The 19,820-nt window shown below is 63.2% G+C and carries 18 protein-coding genes and 2 pseudogenes; 10 read left to right on the forward strand and 10 right to left on the reverse strand.

Features of this window, described 5'->3' with window-relative positions; all coding sequences use genetic code 11:
• The first annotated feature begins 247 nt into the window (after positions 1-247).
• Entirely contained in the window at positions 248-667 is a 420-nt protein-coding gene (locus tag N5A92_RS00140) for a Ros/MucR family transcriptional regulator (RefSeq protein ID WP_260899779.1), read from the forward strand.
• 139 nt (positions 668-806) lie between these two features.
• Here the strand turns inward: N5A92_RS00140 and N5A92_RS00145 are convergent.
• A pseudogene (locus tag N5A92_RS00145) lies at positions 807-1,070 on the reverse strand (cytoplasmic protein); the annotation flags it as partial.
• A 256-nt stretch (positions 1,071-1,326) separates the two neighbouring features.
• Between N5A92_RS00145 and N5A92_RS00150 the strand changes: the two are divergent.
• The 3 genes from N5A92_RS00150 (at position 1,327) to N5A92_RS00160 (ending at position 4,784) form a co-directional block, all read left to right on the forward strand.
• Positions 1,327-1,707 (forward strand): helix-turn-helix domain-containing protein, encoded by a 381-nt coding sequence (locus N5A92_RS00150; protein WP_260899780.1) that lies wholly within the window; start codon positions 1,327-1,329, stop codon positions 1,705-1,707.
• Positions 1,704-2,525, forward strand: a complete 822-nt coding sequence (locus N5A92_RS00155; RefSeq protein ID WP_260899781.1) for a DUF6456 domain-containing protein — start codon at positions 1,704-1,706, stop codon at positions 2,523-2,525. The genes N5A92_RS00150 and N5A92_RS00155 overlap by 4 nt, the downstream gene beginning before the upstream one ends.
• Before the next feature lie 156 nt (positions 2,526-2,681).
• Positions 2,682-4,784, forward strand: a complete 2,103-nt coding sequence (locus N5A92_RS00160) for a S9 family peptidase (RefSeq protein ID WP_260899782.1) — start codon at positions 2,682-2,684, stop codon at positions 4,782-4,784.
• Between the two features lie 35 nt (positions 4,785-4,819).
• Here N5A92_RS00160 and N5A92_RS00165 read toward each other — a convergent pair whose 3' ends face one another.
• The 4 genes from N5A92_RS00165 to N5A92_RS00180 form a co-directional block, all read right to left on the reverse strand.
• Positions 4,820-5,737: a cytochrome c gene (locus tag N5A92_RS00165; RefSeq protein WP_260899783.1), complete on the reverse strand. Its 918-nt coding sequence runs from the start codon at positions 5,735-5,737 to the stop codon at positions 4,820-4,822.
• Positions 5,738-5,743: 6 nt separating this feature from the next.
• Positions 5,744-6,205, reverse strand: coding sequence for a c-type cytochrome (locus N5A92_RS00170; protein WP_260899784.1), 462 nt, complete (start codon positions 6,203-6,205; stop codon positions 5,744-5,746).
• 188 nt (positions 6,206-6,393) lie between these two features.
• Positions 6,394-6,993 carry a superoxide dismutase gene (locus N5A92_RS00175; protein WP_260899785.1) on the reverse strand — a complete coding sequence of 200 codons (600 nt, stop codon included), beginning with the start codon at positions 6,991-6,993 and terminating at the stop codon, positions 6,394-6,396.
• A gap of 102 nt (positions 6,994-7,095) precedes the next feature.
• The gene (locus tag N5A92_RS00180) at positions 7,096-7,974 is read right to left on the reverse strand and encodes a branched-chain amino acid aminotransferase (RefSeq protein WP_260899786.1); all 879 of its coding nucleotides are present in this window, start codon (positions 7,972-7,974) and stop codon (positions 7,096-7,098) included.
• Between the two features lie 151 nt (positions 7,975-8,125).
• Here N5A92_RS00180 and N5A92_RS00185 point away from each other — a divergent pair, with 151 nt between their 5' ends.
• Entirely contained in the window at positions 8,126-8,788 is a 663-nt protein-coding gene (locus tag N5A92_RS00185) for a haloacid dehalogenase type II (protein WP_260899787.1), read from the forward strand.
• A 194-nt stretch (positions 8,789-8,982) separates the two neighbouring features.
• Complete coding sequence (locus N5A92_RS00190) at positions 8,983-9,732, forward strand: L,D-transpeptidase (protein ID WP_260899788.1); 750 nt, start codon at positions 8,983-8,985, stop codon at positions 9,730-9,732.
• 30 nt (positions 9,733-9,762) lie between these two features.
• Here the strand turns inward: N5A92_RS00190 and N5A92_RS00195 are convergent, their stop codons facing one another.
• Entirely contained in the window at positions 9,763-11,292 is a 1,530-nt protein-coding gene (locus tag N5A92_RS00195) for a helicase HerA-like C-terminal domain-containing protein (protein ID WP_260899789.1), read from the reverse strand.
• Positions 11,293-11,513: 221 nt separating this feature from the next.
• Here N5A92_RS00195 and N5A92_RS00200 point away from each other — a divergent pair, with 221 nt between their 5' ends.
• The 3 genes from N5A92_RS00200 (at position 11,514) to N5A92_RS00210 (ending at position 16,132) form a co-directional block, all read left to right on the forward strand.
• Positions 11,514-12,953: a methylmalonyl-CoA mutase family protein gene (locus N5A92_RS00200; protein ID WP_260899790.1), complete on the forward strand. Its 1,440-nt coding sequence runs from the start codon at positions 11,514-11,516 to the stop codon at positions 12,951-12,953.
• Complete coding sequence (scpA, locus tag N5A92_RS00205; protein ID WP_260899793.1) at positions 12,950-15,076, forward strand: methylmalonyl-CoA mutase; 2,127 nt, start codon at positions 12,950-12,952, stop codon at positions 15,074-15,076. The genes N5A92_RS00200 and scpA overlap by 4 nt, the downstream gene beginning before the upstream one ends.
• 63 nt (positions 15,077-15,139) lie before the next feature.
• Complete coding sequence (locus N5A92_RS00210; protein WP_260899794.1) at positions 15,140-16,132, forward strand: magnesium transporter CorA family protein; 993 nt, start codon at positions 15,140-15,142, stop codon at positions 16,130-16,132.
• Here the strand turns inward: N5A92_RS00210 and N5A92_RS27230 are convergent.
• Together N5A92_RS27230 and N5A92_RS00220 are read right to left on the reverse strand one after the other, a co-directional pair.
• Positions 16,107-16,304: pseudogene (locus N5A92_RS27230) on the reverse strand (cation transporter); the annotation flags it as partial. The gene N5A92_RS00210 and the pseudogene N5A92_RS27230 overlap by 26 nt on opposite strands.
• Before the next feature lie 70 nt (positions 16,305-16,374).
• Entirely contained in the window at positions 16,375-16,824 is a 450-nt protein-coding gene (locus tag N5A92_RS00220) for a GatB/YqeY domain-containing protein (RefSeq protein ID WP_260899795.1), read from the reverse strand.
• 286 nt (positions 16,825-17,110) lie between these two features.
• Here N5A92_RS00220 and carA point away from each other — a divergent pair, with 286 nt between their 5' ends.
• Positions 17,111-18,313: a glutamine-hydrolyzing carbamoyl-phosphate synthase small subunit gene (carA, locus tag N5A92_RS00225; RefSeq protein ID WP_260899796.1), complete on the forward strand. Its 1,203-nt coding sequence runs from the start codon at positions 17,111-17,113 to the stop codon at positions 18,311-18,313.
• A 4-nt stretch (positions 18,314-18,317) separates the two neighbouring features.
• Here carA and N5A92_RS00230 read toward each other — a convergent pair whose 3' ends face one another.
• On the reverse strand, positions 18,318-18,830 hold the full coding sequence (locus tag N5A92_RS00230; protein WP_260899797.1) for a DUF2937 family protein: 513 nt from the start codon (positions 18,828-18,830) through the stop codon (positions 18,318-18,320).
• A 29-nt stretch (positions 18,831-18,859) separates the two neighbouring features.
• Complete coding sequence (gene ypfJ, locus N5A92_RS00235; protein ID WP_260899798.1) at positions 18,860-19,753, reverse strand: KPN_02809 family neutral zinc metallopeptidase; 894 nt, start codon at positions 19,751-19,753, stop codon at positions 18,860-18,862.
• Between the last annotated feature and the right edge of the window lie 67 nt (positions 19,754-19,820).

Here is a 19,820-nt window from a genome sequence, read left to right on the forward strand (position 1 = left end):
GCAAGGCTATGCCGACGCCGTGGTATCGGCCAAACCGGACTTCGTCAAAACTGGAATCAAGTATAACAAATATACAGCATGCCGGTGCTTGATAGAAATTGTGAGTTGACGGGATATATCAAAGCGTGAATAACCCGTTGTGCTTGAATGCGGGCACTGATAAGACTAAATAAATGCTGTTTGAATGCCGCTGTATGTAGAAGGTGCGGTGTCGGATCATTGATGACATTGGGGTAGGGTAGAGAACATGGACGAACCACAGACAAAAAATGATGAAGTGCTTATCGAACTGACGGCAGATGTTGTGGCTGCTTATGTCAGCAACAATCCTGTTCCGGTTTCGGAGCTGTCAAACCTGATTGCCGACGTTCATACGGCACTGGGCAAGGTGAACCGTACTGGCGAGCAGGCGCCGGCCGAAAAGCCGAAGCCGGCAGTCAATCCGAAGCGTTCCGTGCACGACGACTACATCATCTGCCTTGAAGACGGTAAGAAATTCAAGTCGTTGAAGCGCCACCTTATGACGCACTACAGCCTGACGCCGGAGCAATATCGCGAGAAGTGGGGCCTCGATCCCAGCTATCCGATGGTCGCTCCGAGCTATGCCGTAGCGCGCTCGCAGTTGGCGAAGAAGATGGGCCTCGGGCGCAAGCCGAAGAAGAAGTAGCGTTTCATCGCAACTGAGTGCTTTTGAAAGGCGGCGCCTCAGGGTGCCGCTTTTGCCTTTTTTGAGCCCGCACCGAGGTGAAGCGACGTCGGGCTGGTTTCTTTTCGGCTTCCGACTCACCTGCTCCGGCCACACCCGCCTTCAGCCGGTCATGGACCTGTTTGAGAGCGATATGGCGGTTGAGGTCGTAGCTCCAGTGCCGCCGTATACCCTTCAGCCGCTCCCGCTCGATCAGCCGGGTAAGCCGCGCCAGGATCGCCGTCCTTTCCTTTCCTGAAGACTTTAGGGCTACGGCCAGATCTATCCCTGAGACGAGGAAGAATACTGCGCATTGCCGCGCCTCCGCCGCCTGAAGCTTCTTTGCCTGGCGGAATGTCTTGACCTCTTCCTGAAACACGCTCATGCGCACAACCTCCATCTGTTGGAGCCCAGTGTGCAAGGTGCGTGCGCCGCGGGGATAAATTTGCGGCATTATTTTATGCGAAAAAAGAAAATGTCTTTTTGAAACAAATAGACGGGCTAACACGCTTCGAATTTTTGTTCCTTTTTTGTTCGCCCTTTCGGCCGGCGGCGGTATAAGGAATTTATTCCTGTTTCCAGTGGAGGGGATCCGTTCTGTGCCTTTGATCGCCGCAAGCCCGATACCGCACGAAAACGAAATGCAGGACCCGACTGCGCTCGCCCAAGCCTACATACGCAGGCTAAGCCCCGTTACCGACGAGCGGGTGATGGACGTCTGCGAATGCGTGATGGACATCGTCGCCGCCCTTTTCAACGTCAGCGGACGCGAGTTGCGCCGGCCTGGCAGGAGCACCGTCAGCGTGACCCGGGTACGGCAGATCGGCATGTATGTGACGCACGTGGTGCTGGGGCTTACGATGAAGGAGGTCGGCCAGGGCTTCGGCCGCGACCGCACTACAGTCAAGCATGCCTGCCACCTTGTTGAGGACATGCGCGACGACGAAGACCTCGACCGCATCGTACACATGGTCGAGCGCGTGACCGCAGCGGCTTTCCGGCAGACGGAGGTGCTTCCTTGAAACGACAGGAGATCGATTCGGCGCGTGCGCGCAAGGAACGGGCGCGTATCGTGCGCTTCCTCGCTGCGGGTCCCGCCATTCCCCGCGCCGCGGCCAAGGAGGGCACGGTCCTGCTCGACGGCGGTGAGCGCGGCACGGTATCGGCCGCCTCCGCAACGCTGACAGCCCTGGTGCGCGACGGGGTGATGCGGAGGGAAGGCGCGGGTCTTGCCCTTTCACCGGAGGGTCGAGCGCTCGCGAAACGCACGGAAGCGGGCGATGCGCCTTTCCGCACTCAGCACATGGACCTTGGAACGCGCACGCTGCTGACCGAGGCTGGCGAGCACACGGTCCAGGCTAACCTGTCCGAATCCCCCCTGGCGCAACTCGCCCGAAGGCGGACGAAGAACGGCACGCCTTTCCTCGACGACAACGAGTTCCGTGCCGGCGAGCGCTTGCGCGCAGACTATACACGCGGCCGCATCATGCCCCGGCTTGGCGCCAACTGGAGCGAGGCTGTGGCTGACGGCCGGCGCGGCAGCGGCGATAACGGCACCGCTGACCTCACCGATGCCGCGCTGGCCGCGCGCCAGCGGGTCGACCAGGCGCTTATTGCGGTGGGACCGGAGCTTTCCGGCGTGCTGGTCGATGTCTGCTGTTTCCTGAAAGGACTGGAGCAAGTCGAAGCAGAGCGCGGGTGGCCGGTGCGCTCCGCCAAGGTGGTGCTGAAGACCGCGCTTGCTGCTCTCAGCCGCCATTACGAGCCGCAGTCCCGCCCGCGCCGGCGCTCCGTGTTGCACTGGGGGGCGGGGGACTATCGGCCAAGACTGCGGCGGTAGAGGATATCTGCGGCGCCGCATGGTCGTTCCACAGTGCCAACCTTGCGTCGACCATCGATGGCAATTACGCCTTGAACCGAGGCCAAAGGCCCTGTTCATTTCCCATAAGAATTCGGTACCTCTCAGATTGTCCCCTTCGACAAGGATATCGCCACCATGCAGCAGAAGGCCGCCTTCGCCTCTCTCCCCGCACCCCGCCCGGAAAAGCGCCCGCGCCAGGACACCCGCCACGGCATCACCCGCACGGACGACTATGGCTGGCTCAGGGCTGAGAACTGGCAGGAGGTGCTGAAAGATCCTTCCCTGCTCGCCACAGACATCCGCGCTCATCTGGAGGCGGAGAATGTCTATCACGAGCAACTGATGGCCGACACAAAGGGACTTCAGAAGACGCTCTTTGCCGAGATGAAGGGCCGCATCAAAGAGGACGATTCCTCCGTTCCCATGAAGGACGGCCCCTATGCCTATGGCAGCGCATACCGGGAGGGCGGCGAGCACCCGCACTTCTTCCGCACGCCGCGCGAAGGCGGCGCGGAGGAGGTGCTGCTTGATGGCGACAAGGAGGCCGAAGGCAAGGCCTATTTTCATATCGGCGGCATCGGCCACTCGCCCGATCATAAGCACCTTCTGTGGGGAGCGGACGACAAGGGCTCGGAGTTCTACACGCTTAGGGTCCGTGCCCTCTCCTCCAGGCGCGACCTCGAAGACCGGGTGGAAAATGCCAGCGGCTCCGGCACCTTCAACGCCGACGGCAGCGGCTTCTACTACACGCGGCTCGACGACAACCACCGCCCCTCCAAGGTCTTCTTCCACGCACTGGGCGAAGACGCCGGAAAAGACCGGCTCATCTACGAGGAAGCCGATCCCGGCTTCTTCATGAATGTCTTCGGCAGCCGGCTCGACGACTGGATCTTCATCAACGTCTACGACCACGAAACCACCGAATACCGCGTTCTGCCGGCGAACGATGCGAACGCCACCCCACGCGTGGTGGCGGCACGCGAGACGGGCGTGGAATACAATCTGGAGCCGGCGGGAGAGGAGTTCTTCATCCTCACCAACGCCGATGGCGCCAAGGACTTCAAGATTATGGCCGCCCCCGTCGCCGATCCGTCGCGCGCCAACTGGCGCGAGGTGGTGGCGCATGAGCCAGGACGGCTGATCCTGTCGATCCTCGCCTTCAGGCGCTATCTCGTGCGCCTGGAGCGCAAGGACGGCCTGCCGCGCATCGTTGTGCGCGAGCGGGCAAGCGGCGAGGAACATGTGATCGACTTTGACGAGGAGGCCTATTCGCTGGGCCTCGGTGGTTCCCTCGAATACGGCACGGAGACCTTCCGCTTCACCTATTCCTCGATGACAACGCCGGCGCAGGAATTCGACTACGACATGCGCACGCGCCGGCGCACTCTCCTGAAAACACAGGAGGTGCCATCCGGCCATAACTCCGAGGATTACGTCACGCGCCGCCTGATGGCGGCAGCACCCGACGGCGAACTCGTGCCGATCTCCCTCGTTCACCGCCGCGGCCTTAAGCTCGACGGCACCGCCCCCTGCCTGCTCTATGGCTACGGCGCCTACGGCATCACCATACCGGCCGCCTTCCGCACCAACTGCCTCTCTCTGGTCGACCGCGGCTTCGTCTACGCCATCGCCCATATCCGCGGCGGCAAGGACAAGGGCTATAGCTGGTACGAAGATGGCAAGCGGGAGAAGAAGCCGAACACGTTCACCGATTTCATCGCCTGCGCCCGCCACCTGGTGGCGGCAGGCTACACCAGCCACGATAGGCTCGTTGCCGAAGGAGGCTCGGCCGGCGGCATGCTGATGGGCGCCGTCGCCACCATGGCACCGCAGGATTTTTGCGCTATCGTGGCGCACGTGCCCTTCGTCGACGTGCTCAACACCATGCTCGATGACACGCTGCCGCTCACCCCGCCCGAATGGCCCGAATGGGGAAATCCCATCGCCAGCCGGCAAGACTACGAGACTATCGCCGCCTACTCGCCCTACGACAATGTGCGCGAACAGCCCTACCCCACCATCCTGGCACTGGCCGGCCTCACGGACCCGCGCGTGACCTATTGGGAGCCGGCCAAATGGGTGGCGCGCTTGCGCGACAGCAACAAGGCCGGCAATCCCGTCATGCTAAAGATCAACCTCGACGCCGGCCACGCCGGCGCCTCGGGCCGCTTCTCCCGGCTGGAGGAGGTGGCATTCAGCTATGCGTTCACACTGAAGGCGGTGGGAAAGAGTGAGTAGGGAAGTATGGTCGCCGCCAAATTCGGCTCACTTCGCTACTCACTACTTGCTCTTATAGGCACCGCCTTCAAATACGCCGCAATCGCTTCCCGGTCCTCCGCCCGCAGCTTCGCCAGGTTCTCCTGCACGGCGACCATGGCGCCGCCGACGGAATCGAAGTCGGGCGTGAAGCCGGTTTCGAAGTAGTAGACGATGTCGCCCGGAGACCACGAACGGAGACCTTCCTCGCTCGGCGTGATGTTCGGTACGGACCCTTCCCCCTCCAGCGCCCGCGCGCCCGCCAGCCAGCGGTCGCCCTTCAAGCCGCCGGTGAAGAAGCGCGGCGTGTGGCACTCGCCGCAGTGCCCCGGCCCCTCCACAAGGTAGCGCCCGCGCAGCACTGCCTCCGGCGCACCGACGGGGAACGTCACCACCGGCTCCTCACTCAGATACAAAAGCTTCCACAGTCCGAGCCCACGCCGCAGTGTGTAGGGGAAGGAAAGCGTATGGCTTGGCGCATCCTCGGCAATCGGCGGCAGCGTCTTCAAATAGGCGAAGAGATCAGCCACGTCCTGCAGCTTCATCCGCGCATAGGAGGTGTAGGGGAAAGCCGGATAGTAGTGCTCGCCCTCCGGCGAGACGCCGCGCATCATGGCGTTGGCGAAGTCGGCCGCCTCCCACGCACCGATGCCATGTTCGGGATCGGGCGAGATGTTCGGCGCCACGAACGTGCCGAAGGCGGTCTCGAGTGCAAAGCCGCCGGCAAGCTCCAGTTCCGCCTCGCCCTCGGCGTCCGGCCGTACGTGGCAGGAAGCGCAGCCGCCGATCTGGAAAATGCGCTCGCCGCGGTCTGGATCGCCCGGCTGCACGCCGGCAAGGGTTGCCGCATCGAGCCGCTCCGGCTCGGTCGCGAACCAGAATACGCCGCCCACGACGAGAATCAGGACGGCGGCATAAAGCAGCTTGCGCGGCATCAATCGTCAGTTGTTCTTCACGCGGAAATCTTCGTGACAGCTACGGCAGTTGGTTAGCACCGGACCAACGGCCTGCTGAAAGGCGGCAAGATCGGCCGGACCGTCCTTGCCGGAAGCCTCGAGCGCCGCCGCCACATCGGTCTGAAACTTGCCCAACGCCTCCTGAAATCCTTCGGGATCTTTCCAAATCTCCGGCGCGGCCGTGGTGTCGCCGCCCGTCTCCGAGCCCCCGGGGAAATAGTCGCCATAGGCGTGCGCGGTCGCGTTGAAAGTGGCGAGCGCGGCCTTCGCGACGACCGGGTTATAATCGAGCTCGCCCTTCAACATGGCGCCAGACGTCGCCGCCGATGCCGCCATCGACTGCATCAGCGCCTTGCGTACGGCAACAGGATCGTCTGCAGCCGTCACGGCAGCCGCCGTGATGAAGAGTGCGGAAAGCGCGGAACAGGAAACCACGAATCTTTTCATCAGCTATCTCCGAAGGTTTACCCCCCGTCGTCACCATAGTCGCCGCTGCACCGGCTTGGCTCAAATGTAGGCCTGTTTAGATCACGCTTTCGTGAGCCGACCAACGAATCGACTCCTCCCAAATGCCGGCAAAAGAAAACCCGGCGCCAAGGCCGGGTTTCTTCAAACACTTCGCTGCCGTCTTGCGCTCAGCTCGCCTTCTCGTAGCACTCCAGGACGTAATCCCAGTTGATGAGGTTATCGACAAAGGCTTCCAGATATTTCGGCCGCGCATTGCGGTAGTCGATGTAGTAGGAATGCTCCCACACGTCGACGCCGAGGATCGGCGTGCCGCCATGGACCAGCGGGTTCTCGCCATTGGGCGTCTTCATGATTTCAAGCTTGCCGCCCTTCACGGCCAGCCACGCCCAGCCGGAGCCAAACTGGGTGACGCCGGCGTTGATGAAGTCGGCGCGGAACTTGTCGTAGCCGCCGAGATCGCTGTCGATGGCCTTCTGAAGCGCACCGGGCAGGCTGGTGCCGCCGCCGCCTTTCTTCATCCAGTTCCAGAAATGGAGGTGGTTGAAATGCTGGCCGGCATTGTTGAAGAGGGTCTGGTTCTTGCCGAAGGACTGCTTGACGACCTCTTCCACCGACAGGTTGTCCATGCCGGCTTCCGCCGCCAGCTTGTTACCGGTGTCGACATAGGCCTTGTGGTGCTTGTCGTGGTGGAATTCGAGCGTCTCCCTCGACATGTAGGGCTGCAATGCCTCGTAGTCATAGGGCAGGTCTGGCAGTTCAAAGGCCATATTCGGTCTCCCTCGTAACAGCGGTTGAAAATCTTGCGACTCGCAGATGGGGTCGGGTGTGCGCTTTGACAACTCCGCCCCGCACCGAACGTTCCTAGCAGGTCAGCCGGCGGGCGTCGAATGCGCCCATTCCCAATAGAGCTCACGCGCCTTCTTGGCCACAGGGCCCGGCTGAAGTACCCGCTCCTCGATACGGGTGACCGGTACCACCTTCGAATGGTTGCCGGTGGAGAAGATTTCATCTGCGTTGAGAAAATCCTGCACGCTCAAGGTCTTCTCCACCACCGGCGAGCCGGCATCGGAAAGCAGCATCATGACGCGGGCGCGCGTGATGCCGGAGAGAAACGTGCCGTTCGGCGCGGGCGTAAAGACCTGGCCATCCTTGACAAGGAAGATGTTGGAGGTCCCTGTCTCGGCGACGTTACCCAGCATGTCGAGCACGAGGGCGTTGTCGAAACCCCGCCCCTTGGCATCGAGGATCGCCCGCCCGTTGTTCGGATAGAGGCACCCGGCCTTGGCATTGGTCGGCATGGTCTCGATCGTCGGACGGCGGAAACGGGAGACGCCGATGGAAAAGCCTTTTGGTGAGATCATCGGCGCCTCATAGAGGCAGAGGCAGAAACGCGTGGAGGAAGGGTCCGCCGGCACGCTCATGTAGCCGCCGTGCTCGGCCCAGTACATGGGGCGGATATAGACGGCGGTCTTGCCGTCGAACTTCTTCAGCCCCTCCCAGGTCAGCGCGACGATCTCCTCCGCCGGCTTCAGTGCATCGAGGCCCAGGGCACGCGCCGAGGCGTTCACGCGCTCCGAATGGCGGTCGAGGTCCGGTGCCACGCCCTCGAACCAGCGAGCACCGTCGAAGACGGACGAGCCCAGCCATATGGCGTGGGTACGCGGTCCGGCGATGGCCACATTGCCCTCATGCCAGTCTCCGTCGAGGAAGGTCCAGGTGATGGATTGCGCCTCCGGCAGGGCATTCATGGCGTTTCGCCTCCTTATTCTTTCCTTGGGTGCTAGGGATAGCGCCTAGCAAAGCGCCGTCAATTGTCACATTCACCCAAGCGTCGGTCCAGCCGTTCTTGACCGCCGGCAGTACTTGCGGTCAAGTGTGGTTGTTTCCAAAGGTTTGGACATGCGCTTTTCCGCTTTCGTTTTCGATGCTTACGGCACGCTATTCGACGTGCATGCCGCCGTGCGCAAACACGCAGGCGAGATCGGCCCCGAGGGGCAGCTTCTTTCCGATATCTGGCGCGCCAAGCAGCTCGAATACTCCTGGGTCGGCACATTGATGGGCGAGCATGTCGATTTCTGGACGCTCACCGAGCGGTCGCTCGACTATGCCTTCCGCAAGGTTCCCTCGATCGACACCGGCCTCAGGGACAAGCTCCTCGAGGCCTATTGGCATCTCGATTGCTATCCGGAGGTGCCGAGCGTTCTCAGGGCGCTGAAGATCGCCGGCGCGCGGCTTGCCATCCTGTCCAACGGTTCCAAGGCGATGCTCGAGGCGGCGGTGCGCTCGGCGGCGCTGGAGACCGTTCTCGACGACGTCTTCTCGGCGGACGACGCGCGCAGGTTCAAGACGGACCCGGCCGTTTACGACTTGGTAACCATGTCGTGGCGTATTTATCCGAGCGCCGTCTCCTTCCAGTCATCGAACCGTTGGGACATTGCCGGTGCCACACGCTGCGGTTTTCGCACCGTGTGGATCAATCGGACACAACAGCCGGACGAATATGCTGACCATCAACCGGAGCTCATCCTGCCCTCGCTCGAAGGCCTTATCACGGCAAGTTGATGGAGACTGGCCCGCATCAACGCGTTGCAAATCGTAACCGGCCGGGTCGATAATGCGGTGCTGCCTTGCCAAATTCACCCTCCCGCCCGAATTACAGGTTTATGCTTGCGCCCTAGCCGACTCAGCCGTCCTCATCGTTGCCCAGCTTTTCACCGCATTGCATGAAACGTTTTTTGAGCGAACAGAAGAGACCGATGTCCACCTTTAACCCCTGCTCCCCCACCATGACACGCCGCCGGTTCCTTTCTGCCACGGCGGCCAGCGCCGCCACCGCGGCGCTCGCCGGTTGCGTGTCGGTACCTTCCACGCAGACGGCGTATGCACCGGCGCGCCCGGCACCGACGCCCAGCGTCTCCGAATTTCGCGTCATGTACGGCGCGATGGTGGACGACGGTCGCGAAATTCCCTCCGTCCCCATCGAGAAGCTGGACCCACGGCTCTACCGTCAGGAAGTGGCCGACCCGACGGGCGAGCAGCCCGGCACGATCGTCGTCGACACCTCGCAGCACTTCCTCTACCTCGTGCGCGGGGGTGGCCGGGCCTTGCGCTACGGCGTCGGCCTTGGGCGCGCCGGGTTCGAATGGGCAGGCCGGGCGCAGATCAATAAGAAGCGGGTGTGGCCGAATTGGCACCCGCCGGAGGAAATGATTGAGCGTCAGCCGGAGTTGGAGAAGTACCGCACGGAGTTCGACAAGGACACGGGCGAATGGCGTGGCGGCATGGAAGGCGGCATCATGAACCCGCTCGGAGCCCGTGCGCTCTATCTCTATGAAGACGGCAAGGACACGCTCTACCGGATCCACGGCTCGCCCGAATGGTGGACGATCGGCAAGTCCGTGTCATCGGGTTGCGTGCGCATGATTAATCAGGACGTGATCGACCTCTATGACCGCGTGCCAGAGGGAACGCCGGTCGTGGTGACCAGCGGGGTCTACACGGTTTAGTGTGGCGGTGTCCTCCCCTCGATAGGGAACTCAACGCCTCCTCAAGCTGCCTAGAACTCCCCGGATGATCTCGCGCCCCAATGTCGTACCGACCGAGCGGACGATGGATTTGACGGCAGCTTCCGTGACCGACTGGCGCCGATAGGAGCTCTTGCTGCCGGACGAGCGGCCGCCGCCAAAACCCGGCAACGACCAGCCCGATCCTTCCGCCTCCGCGGTCTCCTTGGACGGCTGCTCCTCCGCCTCGGTGGCTTTCTCGGCAGCGCGCTTCTGCAGCATCTCGAAGGCCGATTCCCGATCCAGCTCCTTGTCGTACTGCGCGGCGACCGGGCCTTGGCCCGTCACCGCCCGGCGCTCGGCATCGGAGATCGTGCCCATGCGCGAGGACGGCGGGCGGATGAGCGTGCGCTGGACGACCGAGGGAACGGCTTTCGCCTCGAGCGTGGAAACCAGCGCCTCGCCGACGCCCAATTTCGTGATCGCCTCGAAACAATCGAAATCCGGGTTGGGACGGAAGGTGTCAGCCGCCGTCTTCACCGCCTTCTGCTCGCGCGGAGTGTAGGCGCGCAGCGCGTGCTGCACGCGGTTGCCGAGCTGTGCCAGAACGCTGTCGGGCACGTCGAGCGGGTTCTGCGTGACGAAGTAGACGCCCACGCCCTTTGAGCGGATGAGGCGCACCACCTGCTCTACGCGCTCGACAAGCGCCCTCGGCGCTTCGTCGAAAAGCAGATGCGCTTCGTCGAAGAAGAAGACTAGCCTCGGCTTGTCCGGATCGCCCACCTCGGGCAGTTCCTCGAACAGCTCCGACAAGAGCCACAGCAGGAATGTCGCGTAAAGTCGCGGATTCATCATCAGCTTATCGGCGGCAAGCACGCTGACATAGCCGCGCCCGTCGCGGGTGGTGCGCATCAGGTCGGCGATCTCAAGCGCCGGCTCGCCGAAGAAATGCTCGCCGCCTTGTTGTTCGAGCACCAGGAGCGAACGCTGGATCGCGCCGACGGACTGTTTCGACACATTGCCGTAGCGCACGCCGATCTCGCCGGCCCGCTCGGCTATATGGGCGAGCAGCGCCTGCAGGTCCTTGAGGTCGAGCAGCAGCAGCCCCTCCTCGTCGGCGATGCGGAAGGCGATGTTCATGACACCTTCCTGCGCATCCGACAGGTTCATGAGCCGCGACAGAAGCAGCGGTCCCATCTCGGAGATGGTGGCCCGAATCGGATGGCCCTTCTCGCCGAACAGATCCCAGAAGATGACCGGCGTCTCACGGAACTCGTATGGATCCAGCTTGATCGTCTCGGCCCGCTTGGTCAGAACCTCCTTCTCCTCGCCCTTTACGGCAATGCCGGAGAGATCGCCCTTGATGTCCGCGCAGAAGACGGGAACGCCGGCATTGGAGAAGCCCTCTGCCAGGATCTGCAGCGATACGGTCTTGCCGGTGCCGGTGGCGCCGGTGATAAGACCGTGCCGGTTGGCGTATTTCAGCAGGAGCCGCTCGGCTTGCTGATAGCTATCGTCGTTGTGCCGACTGGCGCCGAGAAAAATGCTATCTTCGCCGCTCATGCCCTCTCCTTTTTCTTTCCCCTGCCGCTGCCGGCATCATCGGTCAGGTATAATCGGCGGTGCCCGCTGCCACAATGTCTTGTTCTTGAGGGGGCCTTCTCACGCCCTATTTACAACGTTCAAGAAAAGCGATTGCACACCGAAGGGTGCATTGCGGCAAACGTAACCTCATCCTAAACTCGGAACATGGCCACGCGGATACAAAGGGACAGGGGACGAAGATGGATCGAACGATCCTGACAAAGTCGGATTTTCCCGATGTCGACAGGAAGCAATGGCTGGAACTGGTTGCCCGCTCATTGGGCAAGGACACTGACTACGGGTCTCTCAGCCACCGTAGCGACGATGGCATCGGCATTGAACCGCTTTACGAGCGCGCCGAAGGCGCACGCCCCCTGCCGCGTCTCGACCCGAACGCCTCCTGGGCGCTCGTCCAGCGTATGGACGATCCTGACCCAGCACGGGCCGCGGCCCAGGCGAAGGAGGACCTGGCGCAGGGTGCCACTGGCCTCTCCCTCATCTTCGCCGGTGCACCGAACGCCTTCGGCTACGGTCTGCCGGCAAGCCCGGAAGGCCTGCGCGACGCACTTGCCGACGTGCCTTTGAGGAACGTCCATCTGCGCATCGACGTGCACCCGAACAGCCGCGCGTCCATCGATTGGCTGGTGCAGGTGCTGCGCGACAGGCGCGCCGATCCCGCCCGTCTCAGCCTCTCCTTCGGTGTCGACCCGGCCTCGCTCTTCGCCGGCACGGGAAGGCTGCGCATGTCCATCGAGGCGCTGGAAGCCTCAATGCCGCAGTCGCTCGCAGGCTTCTTCGCACTGGCATTGCCCGGCATTCTACTTGAAGCGGACGGACGCGTTTTCCACAATGCCGGGGCGACCGAGGCGCAGGAGCTCGGCATCATGCTGGCTTCCGCCGTCTCGCATCTCAGGATGTTCGAGGAGGCGCGCCAGCCGCTGGTCTATGCCGCCCCGCACATCGGCTTCGCACTCAGCGTCGACCAGGACCAGTTCCAGTCGATGGCAAAGATCAGGGCGCTGCGCAAGCTGTGGGCGCGCATGCTGGAGGCATGCTCCATCGATCCGATGCCCGTCGCCATCCACGCAGAGACCTCCTACCGCATGATGACGGCACGCGATCCGGAGACCAACATCCTGCGCACCACCATCGCCGCCTTCGCAGCGGCCACAGGTGGCGCCGATTCCATCTCCGTGGTGCCGCACACCATCACCCACGGCCTGCCCGACGCCTTCGCGCGTAGGCTGGCGCGCAACACGCAGCTCATCCTCGAGAAGGAATGCCGGCTTGAGTTCGTCGCCGATCCGGCCGCCGGCTCCGGCGGTATCGAGGCGCTGACGGATGGGCTGTGCGAGAAGGCGTGGGAGGAGTTCCGCCGCATCGAGGCCGAGGGCGGGGTGCTGAGAAGCCTCGCCGCCGGTCACATTCAGAAGCGCGTTGCGAGCGCCCGCATGGAGCGGCTCGGCAAGGTTCGCGAGGGCGAGCACAAGATCGTCGGCACGACAGTCTACACGATGGACCGCGAGCGCCCCGTCACCACGCTTGCCGCCGAGCGGCAGCCGATGCCGCGCGACGGGGCGGTGGCCTGCGATCCCCTGCCCGCCTCACGCCTCGACGAGGGGTTTGGAGAAACCGAATGATCCCTGACTTCTCGGCCCTCGCCTGGTCCCAACCGGCGAAGGCGGGTGGCGAGCGGCCGGAAGGCCGCCGCGACACGCCAGAGGGCATCTCCATTCGCCGCGCCTATGGCGAGGAGGACCTGAAAGACCTGCCCTTCCTCGACACCTATCCGGGCTTGCCGCCATTCGTCCGCGGCCCCTACCCCACCATGTATGTCCGCCACCCGTGGACCATCCGCCAGTATGCCGGCTTCTCGACGGCCGAAGAATCGAACGCCTTCTACCGCCGCAATCTCGCTGCCGGTCAGAAGGGCCTTTCCGTCGCCTTCGACCTTGCCACCCATCGCGGCTACGACAGCGACCATCCGCGCGTCGCCGGCGATGTCGGCATGGCGGGGGTGGCAATCGATTCCATCCTCGATATGCGCCAGCTCTTCGACGGCATCCCGCTCGACAAGATGACGGTGTCAATGACCATGAACGGCGCCGTGCTTCCGATCATGGCGCTCTACATCGTTGCGGCGGAGGAGCAGGGGGTCGCCCAGAGGGACCTTGCAGGCACCATCCAGAACGACATCCTCAAGGAGTTCATGGTCCGCAACACCTATATCTACCCGCCCAAACCCTCGATGCGGATCATCTCGGACATCTTCGCCTATACGGCCGAGCACATGCCGAAGTTCAACTCCATCTCCATCTCCGGCTACCATATGCAGGAAGCCGGAGCGACGGCGGACCTGGAGCTTGCCTACACCATCGCCGACGGCATCGAATATGCCCGCGCCGGCCTTGCTGCCGGCCTCGACATCGACCGCTTCGCCCCACGCCTCTCCTTCTTCTGGGCCATCGGCATGAACTTCTTCATGGAATTGGCGAAGATGCGGGCGGCGCGCATGTTGTGGGCGACGCTCATCAAGAAGAACTTTTCGCCAAAGGACCCGCGCTCGCTGTCTCTGCGTACCCACTGCCAAACCTCCGGCTGGTCCCTCACCGCACAAGACCCCTACAACAACATCGTGCGCACGATGGTCGAGGCGATGGCGGCGACGCAGGGGCATACGCAGTCGCTGCACACTAACTCCTTCGACGAGGCGCTGGCGCTGCCGAGCGACCATTCCGCCCGCATCGCACGGAACACGCAGCTCGTTCTGCAGGCCGAATCCGGCACCACACGCATCATCGACCCATGGGGCGGTTCGGCCTTCGTGGAGCGTCTGACGCACGATCTGGCAGCCCGCGCGCTTTCCCATATCGAGGAGGTGGAAAGCCTCGGCGGCATGGCTTCGGCCATCGAGAAGGGTGTGCCCAAGCTGCGCGTCGAGGAAGCGGCCGCCCGTACCCAGGCGCGCATCGATTCGGGCGAGCAGGCCGTCATCGGCGTCAATCAGTACCGACCCGAGACCGACCGTGAGGTGGAGGTCCTCAAGATCGACAACGCCGAGGTGCGCGCGCGCCAGTTCTCCAAGCTGCAGCGATTGAAGGGCACGCGCGACGTGGCCGGCGTGGAAAGCGCTCTCGATGCGCTCACCAGAGCCGCTGAAAAGGGCCAGAACCTGCTCGAATTCGCCATCCGCGCCGCCCGTGCGCAGGCGACGGTGGGCGAGATTTCCCAAGCGCTGGAGAAGGTCTTCGGTCGCCATGTGGCGGAGATCCGCACCATCTCCGGCGTCTACCGCAAGGAGATGGGCGACAACGAAGCGGTCGTCCGCGCCGAGGAGAAGGTTGCGGCCTTCCGCGACAAGGCCGGCACTCAGCCGCGCATCCTCGTCGCCAAGGTGGGTCAGGACGGCCACGACCGCGGCCAGAAGGTGATCGCCACGGCTTTCGGCGATCTCGGTTTCGACGTCACCGTGGGCGCCATGTTCCAGACACCGGAAGAGGTGGCGAAGCTCGCCGACGAGAAGGACGTGCATATCGTCGGCATCTCCTCCTTGGCCGCCGGTCATATCACCCTCATCCCCGAGCTGAAAGAAGCGCTTCAAAAACGGGGCCGCGACGAGGTCCTGATCGTCGCCGGCGGTGTCATCCCGCCTGGCGACCTCGAGGCAGTGCGGCAAGCCGGCGTGGCCGAAGTCTTCCCGCCCGGTACCGTGCTCGCGGATGCGGCGGGGCGGCTGGTCGATACGCTGCTTGAACGTCTCTGAAACTTTCAGCCGCGACAATGGTCTGTTATCCAGCCTCGGCGCGTCATTCGAGGAAACAATGCCATGATTCAAGTCTTTTGCATGGAGGGCGACTATCTTCGCCGGATCGACCCGAAGCCGGACGAGGCCCTACCCGCCGACGTGCTGTGGATCGACCTCCTCAACCCTTCCGCCGAGGAGGACAAGGTGGTGGAAACCTGGACAGGGGCCTCCATCCCGACCACCGAGGACATGGTGGAGATCGAGGAATCGAGCCGCTTCTATACGGAAGGAGGCGTGAAATACCTGACTGCGCCGATCCTCCACAAGGCCGAAATGGGGCAGCGGAAGATCGCCCCCATCTCCTTCGTGCTCACCGAGAGGCTGCTCGTCACGGTGCGCTACAGCGAACCCAAGGCGATTGAGCTCTACATCAGCCGCGCCACCAAACCTGGCAGCAACCTCCTCAGCCCCAAGTGCAGCGGCCGCTCCGTCATGCTCGGCATTATCGAGGCAGCCACCGACAGGCTGGCGGATGTCCTTGAGGACGTAACGGAGGAGATCGAGACCGCCTCGCAGGCGATATGGCAGAAGCAGACCGCCGAACGCCCCATGAGCACCAAGGAATTTCGCCGCCTGCTGACGCGGATCGGCAGCCAGGGCACGTTCCTATCCAAGGTGCGTGAGAGCCTGTCGGGCATCGGCCGGCTGCTCGCCTACGTTCAGGTGGCGGTGGAGGGCAGCGAGCCCCGCAAGGAGACGCGCACCTGGATCAAATCGCTGGAGCGCGACACGCAATCGCTGGAAAACTACGTCGACTACCTGTCAAACAAGATCACCTTCCTGCTCGACACTGTCGTCGGGCTCATCTCGGTCGAACAGAACGCCATCATCAAGATCTTCTCCGTCGCCGCTGTCGGCCTGATGCCGCCGACGCTGATCGCTTCCATCTACGGCATGAACTTCCGCTTCATGCCGGAGCTCAACGAGACCTGGGGCTATCCGGTGGCGCTCGGCGTCATGGTGCTGTCGGCGATCTTGCCTCTGTTCTACTTCCGCCGGAAAGGCTGGCTGTAACACCGATGCCGAAAGTGAAACGCGGTTTGCGGGCGTTGTGCCGTGCGAAGAAATAGCGAGCGCTCGACATGTGCCAGCCATCCGCGACGAGCGCCATCGAGCCGTAGATGGTCGCGGCGGTGACCTCGGCCACCATCATGGTAGCTGTCAGCGCGATGACGAACCACGTCCGTGATGATCGGCCCCGCACGTGCGCGCGACAAATACAGGAGCCGTGATCTTCACAGCTCCAGCCCGCCCCTTTACTGCAGCATATTCTTGACGATGCCGCTCGCCTTGCCAAGGTCCATGCGGCCGGGGAACTTCTCCTTGAGTGCGTTCATGCAGCGGCGCATGTCGCGCAACCCGTCGGCGCCCACCTCGTGGACGACCTCGGCGCAAACCTTCTTCATGTCGTCCTCGCCAAGGGGCCGGGGCAGGAATTCGGCAATGATGCCGATTTCCTCGCGCTCCTGCTCGGCAAGCTCCAGTCGGTTTCCCTCCTCGAAGCCCTTGGCCGATTCCTTGCGCTGCTTCACCATGCGGATGAGGATATCCATGATGTCCTCGTCGCTCACCGGGTCCTTGCCGGCTCCGCGATTGGCGATATCGCGATCCTTGATGGCCGTCTGGATCAGACGCAACGTCGAGATCCGTCGTTTGTCCTGTTCCTTAGCGGCGTCTTTCAGCGCCTGGGCGATCTTCTCGCGCATGGCATTCATCTCCCGTCGCAGCGGCGACCATAACGCCGACTGACTTGTGAAGCAAACCGTTTCGCTGTCCTGTAAGCTGCTGGGATTCTTATGCTAATCGGACACAAGCAATTCCAGAGCGGTAATTGACCGCTTGCTGGCCTTCGTCTATCGTCCGCGCCTTGCATGGACATCAACTTTGTTGGCGAGGGACTGCGGCTTTACGCCATCTCCCTTCGCATGTCGCCGGGCGATATGGCGCACGGCGGATTATATTTCAAGGCCTCCCTACAGATGGAGATTCTAAATGGCAATGACAAGCGCGCCCTGGGGTGAGACCAAGCCGACGGCGCTGCTCGTCCTGGCCGACGGCACGGTGATTGAAGGGCATGGGCTCGGCGCCATTGGCTCGGCCGTGGGCGAGGTATGCTTCAACACGGCGCTCACCGGCTACCAGGAAATCCTCACCGATCCCTCCTACGCCAGCCAGATCGTCACCTTCACCTTCCCGCATATCGGCAATGTGGGCGCGAATCGCGAGGACATCGAGGATCTGACCCCGGCTGCTCGCGCCGGCGCGGTGGGTGCCATCTTCCGCGCCGATATCACTGAACCTTCCAACTACCGTTCCGCCGAGCACCTCGACGAGTGGCTGAAGCGGCGCGGCATTGTCGCCCTTTCCGGAGTGGATACGCGGGCGCTGACCGTCCTCCTGCGCGAGAAGGGTGCCGCCAACGCCGTTATCGCCCATGCGCCGGACGGTACGTTCGACCTAGAAGCGCTCAAAGCCGAGGCGAAGGCCTGGAGCGGGCTCCTCGGCCTGGATCTCGCCAAGCAGGTTACCTCCGGCCAGTCCTCCACCTGGCGCGAGACTCCCTGGGCCTGGGACGAGGGCTACGGCACGACGGGCGAAACCGCGCTGCACATCGTCGCCATCGACTACGGAGTAAAGCGCAACATCCTGCGCCTGCTTTCAAGCCTCGGTGCCGAGGTGACGGTGGTACCGGCCACCAGCACGGCCGAGGACATCCTGGCCATGCATCCGGACGGCATATTCCTATCCAACGGGCCGGGCGACCCGGAGGCCACGGGCGAATACGCCGCGCCGATGATTCGCGAGCTCCTGAAGAGCGACGTGCCCATCTTCGGCATCTGCCTAGGCCATCAGATGCTGGCTCTGGCGCTCGGCGGCAAGACGGTCAAGATGCACCAGGGCCATCACGGCGCCAATCATCCCGTCAAGGATTTCACCACCGGAAAGGTGGAGATCGTCTCCATGAACCACGGCTTCGCAGTCGATAGCGACAGCCTGCCCGAAGGCGTGGAGGAAACACACGTTTCCCTCTTCGACGGCTCCAATTGCGGCATCAGCCTTGTGGGCCGTCCGGTCTTCTCGGTCCAGCACCACCCGGAGGCCTCCCCCGGTCCGCAGGATTCGCACTATCTCTTCCGCCGCTTCGTCAACCTGATCCACGAGAAGAAGGGCGAGCCGGCGCTGGCCGAGCGATAAGCTTCTATCGCCCTGGAACCCGCGCTGCCCGGCGGCGGCGCCTGAAGGGGAAGGCCAGCCCCTTGTAAAGGCCAAAGCCGGCGAGCAGCCCGGAGGCCGTCCAGATCATGCCGTGCGCCGTCAGCGGCACCGCTGGCTCGAAGTCCTGCATGGCACCCTTCAGTACATCTCCGTCAGGATTGACGAAGACCGCCAGCGGGCGCAAAGGGGGCGGCAATTCGGCGAGGCGCACGGACTGCTGCTCCAGACGCTCGAAGCGCTCGATAACCCGGCGCATGGACAGGCCGCGATCCCGCAGAAAGGGCTCCTCGGCATCGCCATAGACGGCCAGCGCCTCGTCAAGCCGCAATGTATGGCGGGCCGCATCCTCCTCGAAACGCGCTACGACCTTGGCAAGCTCCTCCAGCGCTCCATTGAGCCGCTGGCGGTACTGCTGCGCCAGTTCGGGCGCCTGCGAGGTCACGGCCCCACCGGCGAGCGAGACCAGGAGGGCCAGAACCGTTCCAACTCTCATCATTCCACAATCCCCTTCGGAGCAGTCGATAATCAGATGGGTCCGTTGAACGTGTCGCAGTCCGTCGGCCGGCCGCTTTCGATCCCGCGCGCGAACCAGCGCTGCCGCTGCTCCGAGGTCCCGTGGTTGAAGCTCTCGGGTACCACATAGCCCTGGGTTCGCCGCTGCAAGGTGTCGTCGCCGATCTGGTTGGCCGCGTTCAACGCCTCCTCGATGTCACCCTCCTCCAGAAGGCCCTTCTGTGCCGTGTGATGCGCCCAGATGCCGGCGAAGCAGTCAGCCTGCAATTCGACGCGAATAGACATGGCGTTAGCCTCGGCCTGGCTCATGCGCTGGCGCATCTGGTTGAAGCGCGGCAGCACGCCGATCACGTTCTGCACATGATGGCCCACCTCATGCGCCACCACGTAGGCCCGGGCGAAGTCGCCGGCCGCGCCGAATCGGTTGGCAAGTTCGCTGAAGAAATTGAGGTCGAGATAGACCTTCTTGTCGCCCGGACAATAGAACGGGCCGCTGGCGGAAGAAGCGAAGCCGCAGGCCGATCTGATCTGCCCGCCGAACAGCACCAGAGAGGGCTCCGGGTAGCGGTTGCCTTCGGCCTCGAAAAGATCGTTCCAGACGTCTTCCGTCTCGGCCAGGACCACGCGAACGAACTGGCTCATCTCGTCGTTGGCGGCACTTCTCTCCACGGTCCCACCGCTGGGCGCCCCGGGGCCTTCGGCCAGCATTTCCATCGGATCGATGCCTAAAGCGCGCAGGCCGAAAAACAGGATGACGAGAATGATGATGGTGGACAGACCGCCCCCCCCGGCGCGTCCCGCCCGCCCCATGGGCAGGCGTATCCGGCCGCCCGGAAATGCACTTGTGCCGGATCGCCCGCGCCGGTCCTCGACATTCGTGCTTTGGCGGCGCCCTCTCCAGCGCATAAGACTACTCCCGATTTCCACGCCCGCCAGCCGATGCGACGGAGGTTAGCCGAAGCGGTTCACGAAG

The organism is Chelativorans salis (assembly GCF_025336525.1).
Lineage (GTDB): Bacteria > Pseudomonadota > Alphaproteobacteria > Rhizobiales > Rhizobiaceae > Chelativorans > Chelativorans salis.

Excerpts from the sequence above, each read along its gene's own strand:
- N5A92_RS00140 (WP_260899779.1), top strand. The coding sequence starts at position 248 with ATGGACGAACCACAGACAAAAAATGATGAAGTGCTTATCGAACTGACG.
- N5A92_RS00150 (WP_260899780.1), top strand. The coding sequence starts at position 1,327 with ATGCAGGACCCGACTGCGCTCGCCCAAGCCTACATACGCAGGCTAAGC.
- N5A92_RS00160 (WP_260899782.1), top strand. The coding sequence starts at position 2,682 with ATGCAGCAGAAGGCCGCCTTCGCCTCTCTCCCCGCACCCCGCCCGGAA.
- N5A92_RS00165 (WP_260899783.1), bottom strand. The coding sequence starts at position 5,737 with ATGCCGCGCAAGCTGCTTTATGCCGCCGTCCTGATTCTCGTCGTGGGC.
- N5A92_RS00170 (WP_260899784.1), bottom strand. The coding sequence starts at position 6,205 with ATGAAAAGATTCGTGGTTTCCTGTTCCGCGCTTTCCGCACTCTTCATC.
- N5A92_RS00175 (WP_260899785.1), bottom strand. The coding sequence starts at position 6,993 with ATGGCCTTTGAACTGCCAGACCTGCCCTATGACTACGAGGCATTGCAG.
- N5A92_RS00180 (WP_260899786.1), bottom strand. The coding sequence starts at position 7,974 with ATGAATGCCCTGCCGGAGGCGCAATCCATCACCTGGACCTTCCTCGAC.
- N5A92_RS00185 (WP_260899787.1), top strand. The coding sequence starts at position 8,126 with ATGCGCTTTTCCGCTTTCGTTTTCGATGCTTACGGCACGCTATTCGAC.
- N5A92_RS00190 (WP_260899788.1), top strand. The coding sequence starts at position 8,983 with ATGTCCACCTTTAACCCCTGCTCCCCCACCATGACACGCCGCCGGTTC.
- N5A92_RS00195 (WP_260899789.1), bottom strand. The coding sequence starts at position 11,292 with ATGAGCGGCGAAGATAGCATTTTTCTCGGCGCCAGTCGGCACAACGAC.
- N5A92_RS00200 (WP_260899790.1), top strand. The coding sequence starts at position 11,514 with ATGGATCGAACGATCCTGACAAAGTCGGATTTTCCCGATGTCGACAGG.
- scpA (WP_260899793.1), top strand. The coding sequence starts at position 12,950 with ATGATCCCTGACTTCTCGGCCCTCGCCTGGTCCCAACCGGCGAAGGCG.
- N5A92_RS00210 (WP_260899794.1), top strand. The coding sequence starts at position 15,140 with ATGATTCAAGTCTTTTGCATGGAGGGCGACTATCTTCGCCGGATCGAC.
- N5A92_RS00220 (WP_260899795.1), bottom strand. The coding sequence starts at position 16,824 with ATGCGCGAGAAGATCGCCCAGGCGCTGAAAGACGCCGCTAAGGAACAG.
- carA (WP_260899796.1), top strand. The coding sequence starts at position 17,111 with ATGGCAATGACAAGCGCGCCCTGGGGTGAGACCAAGCCGACGGCGCTG.
- N5A92_RS00230 (WP_260899797.1), bottom strand. The coding sequence starts at position 18,830 with ATGATGAGAGTTGGAACGGTTCTGGCCCTCCTGGTCTCGCTCGCCGGT.
- ypfJ (WP_260899798.1), bottom strand. The coding sequence starts at position 19,753 with ATGCGCTGGAGAGGGCGCCGCCAAAGCACGAATGTCGAGGACCGGCGC.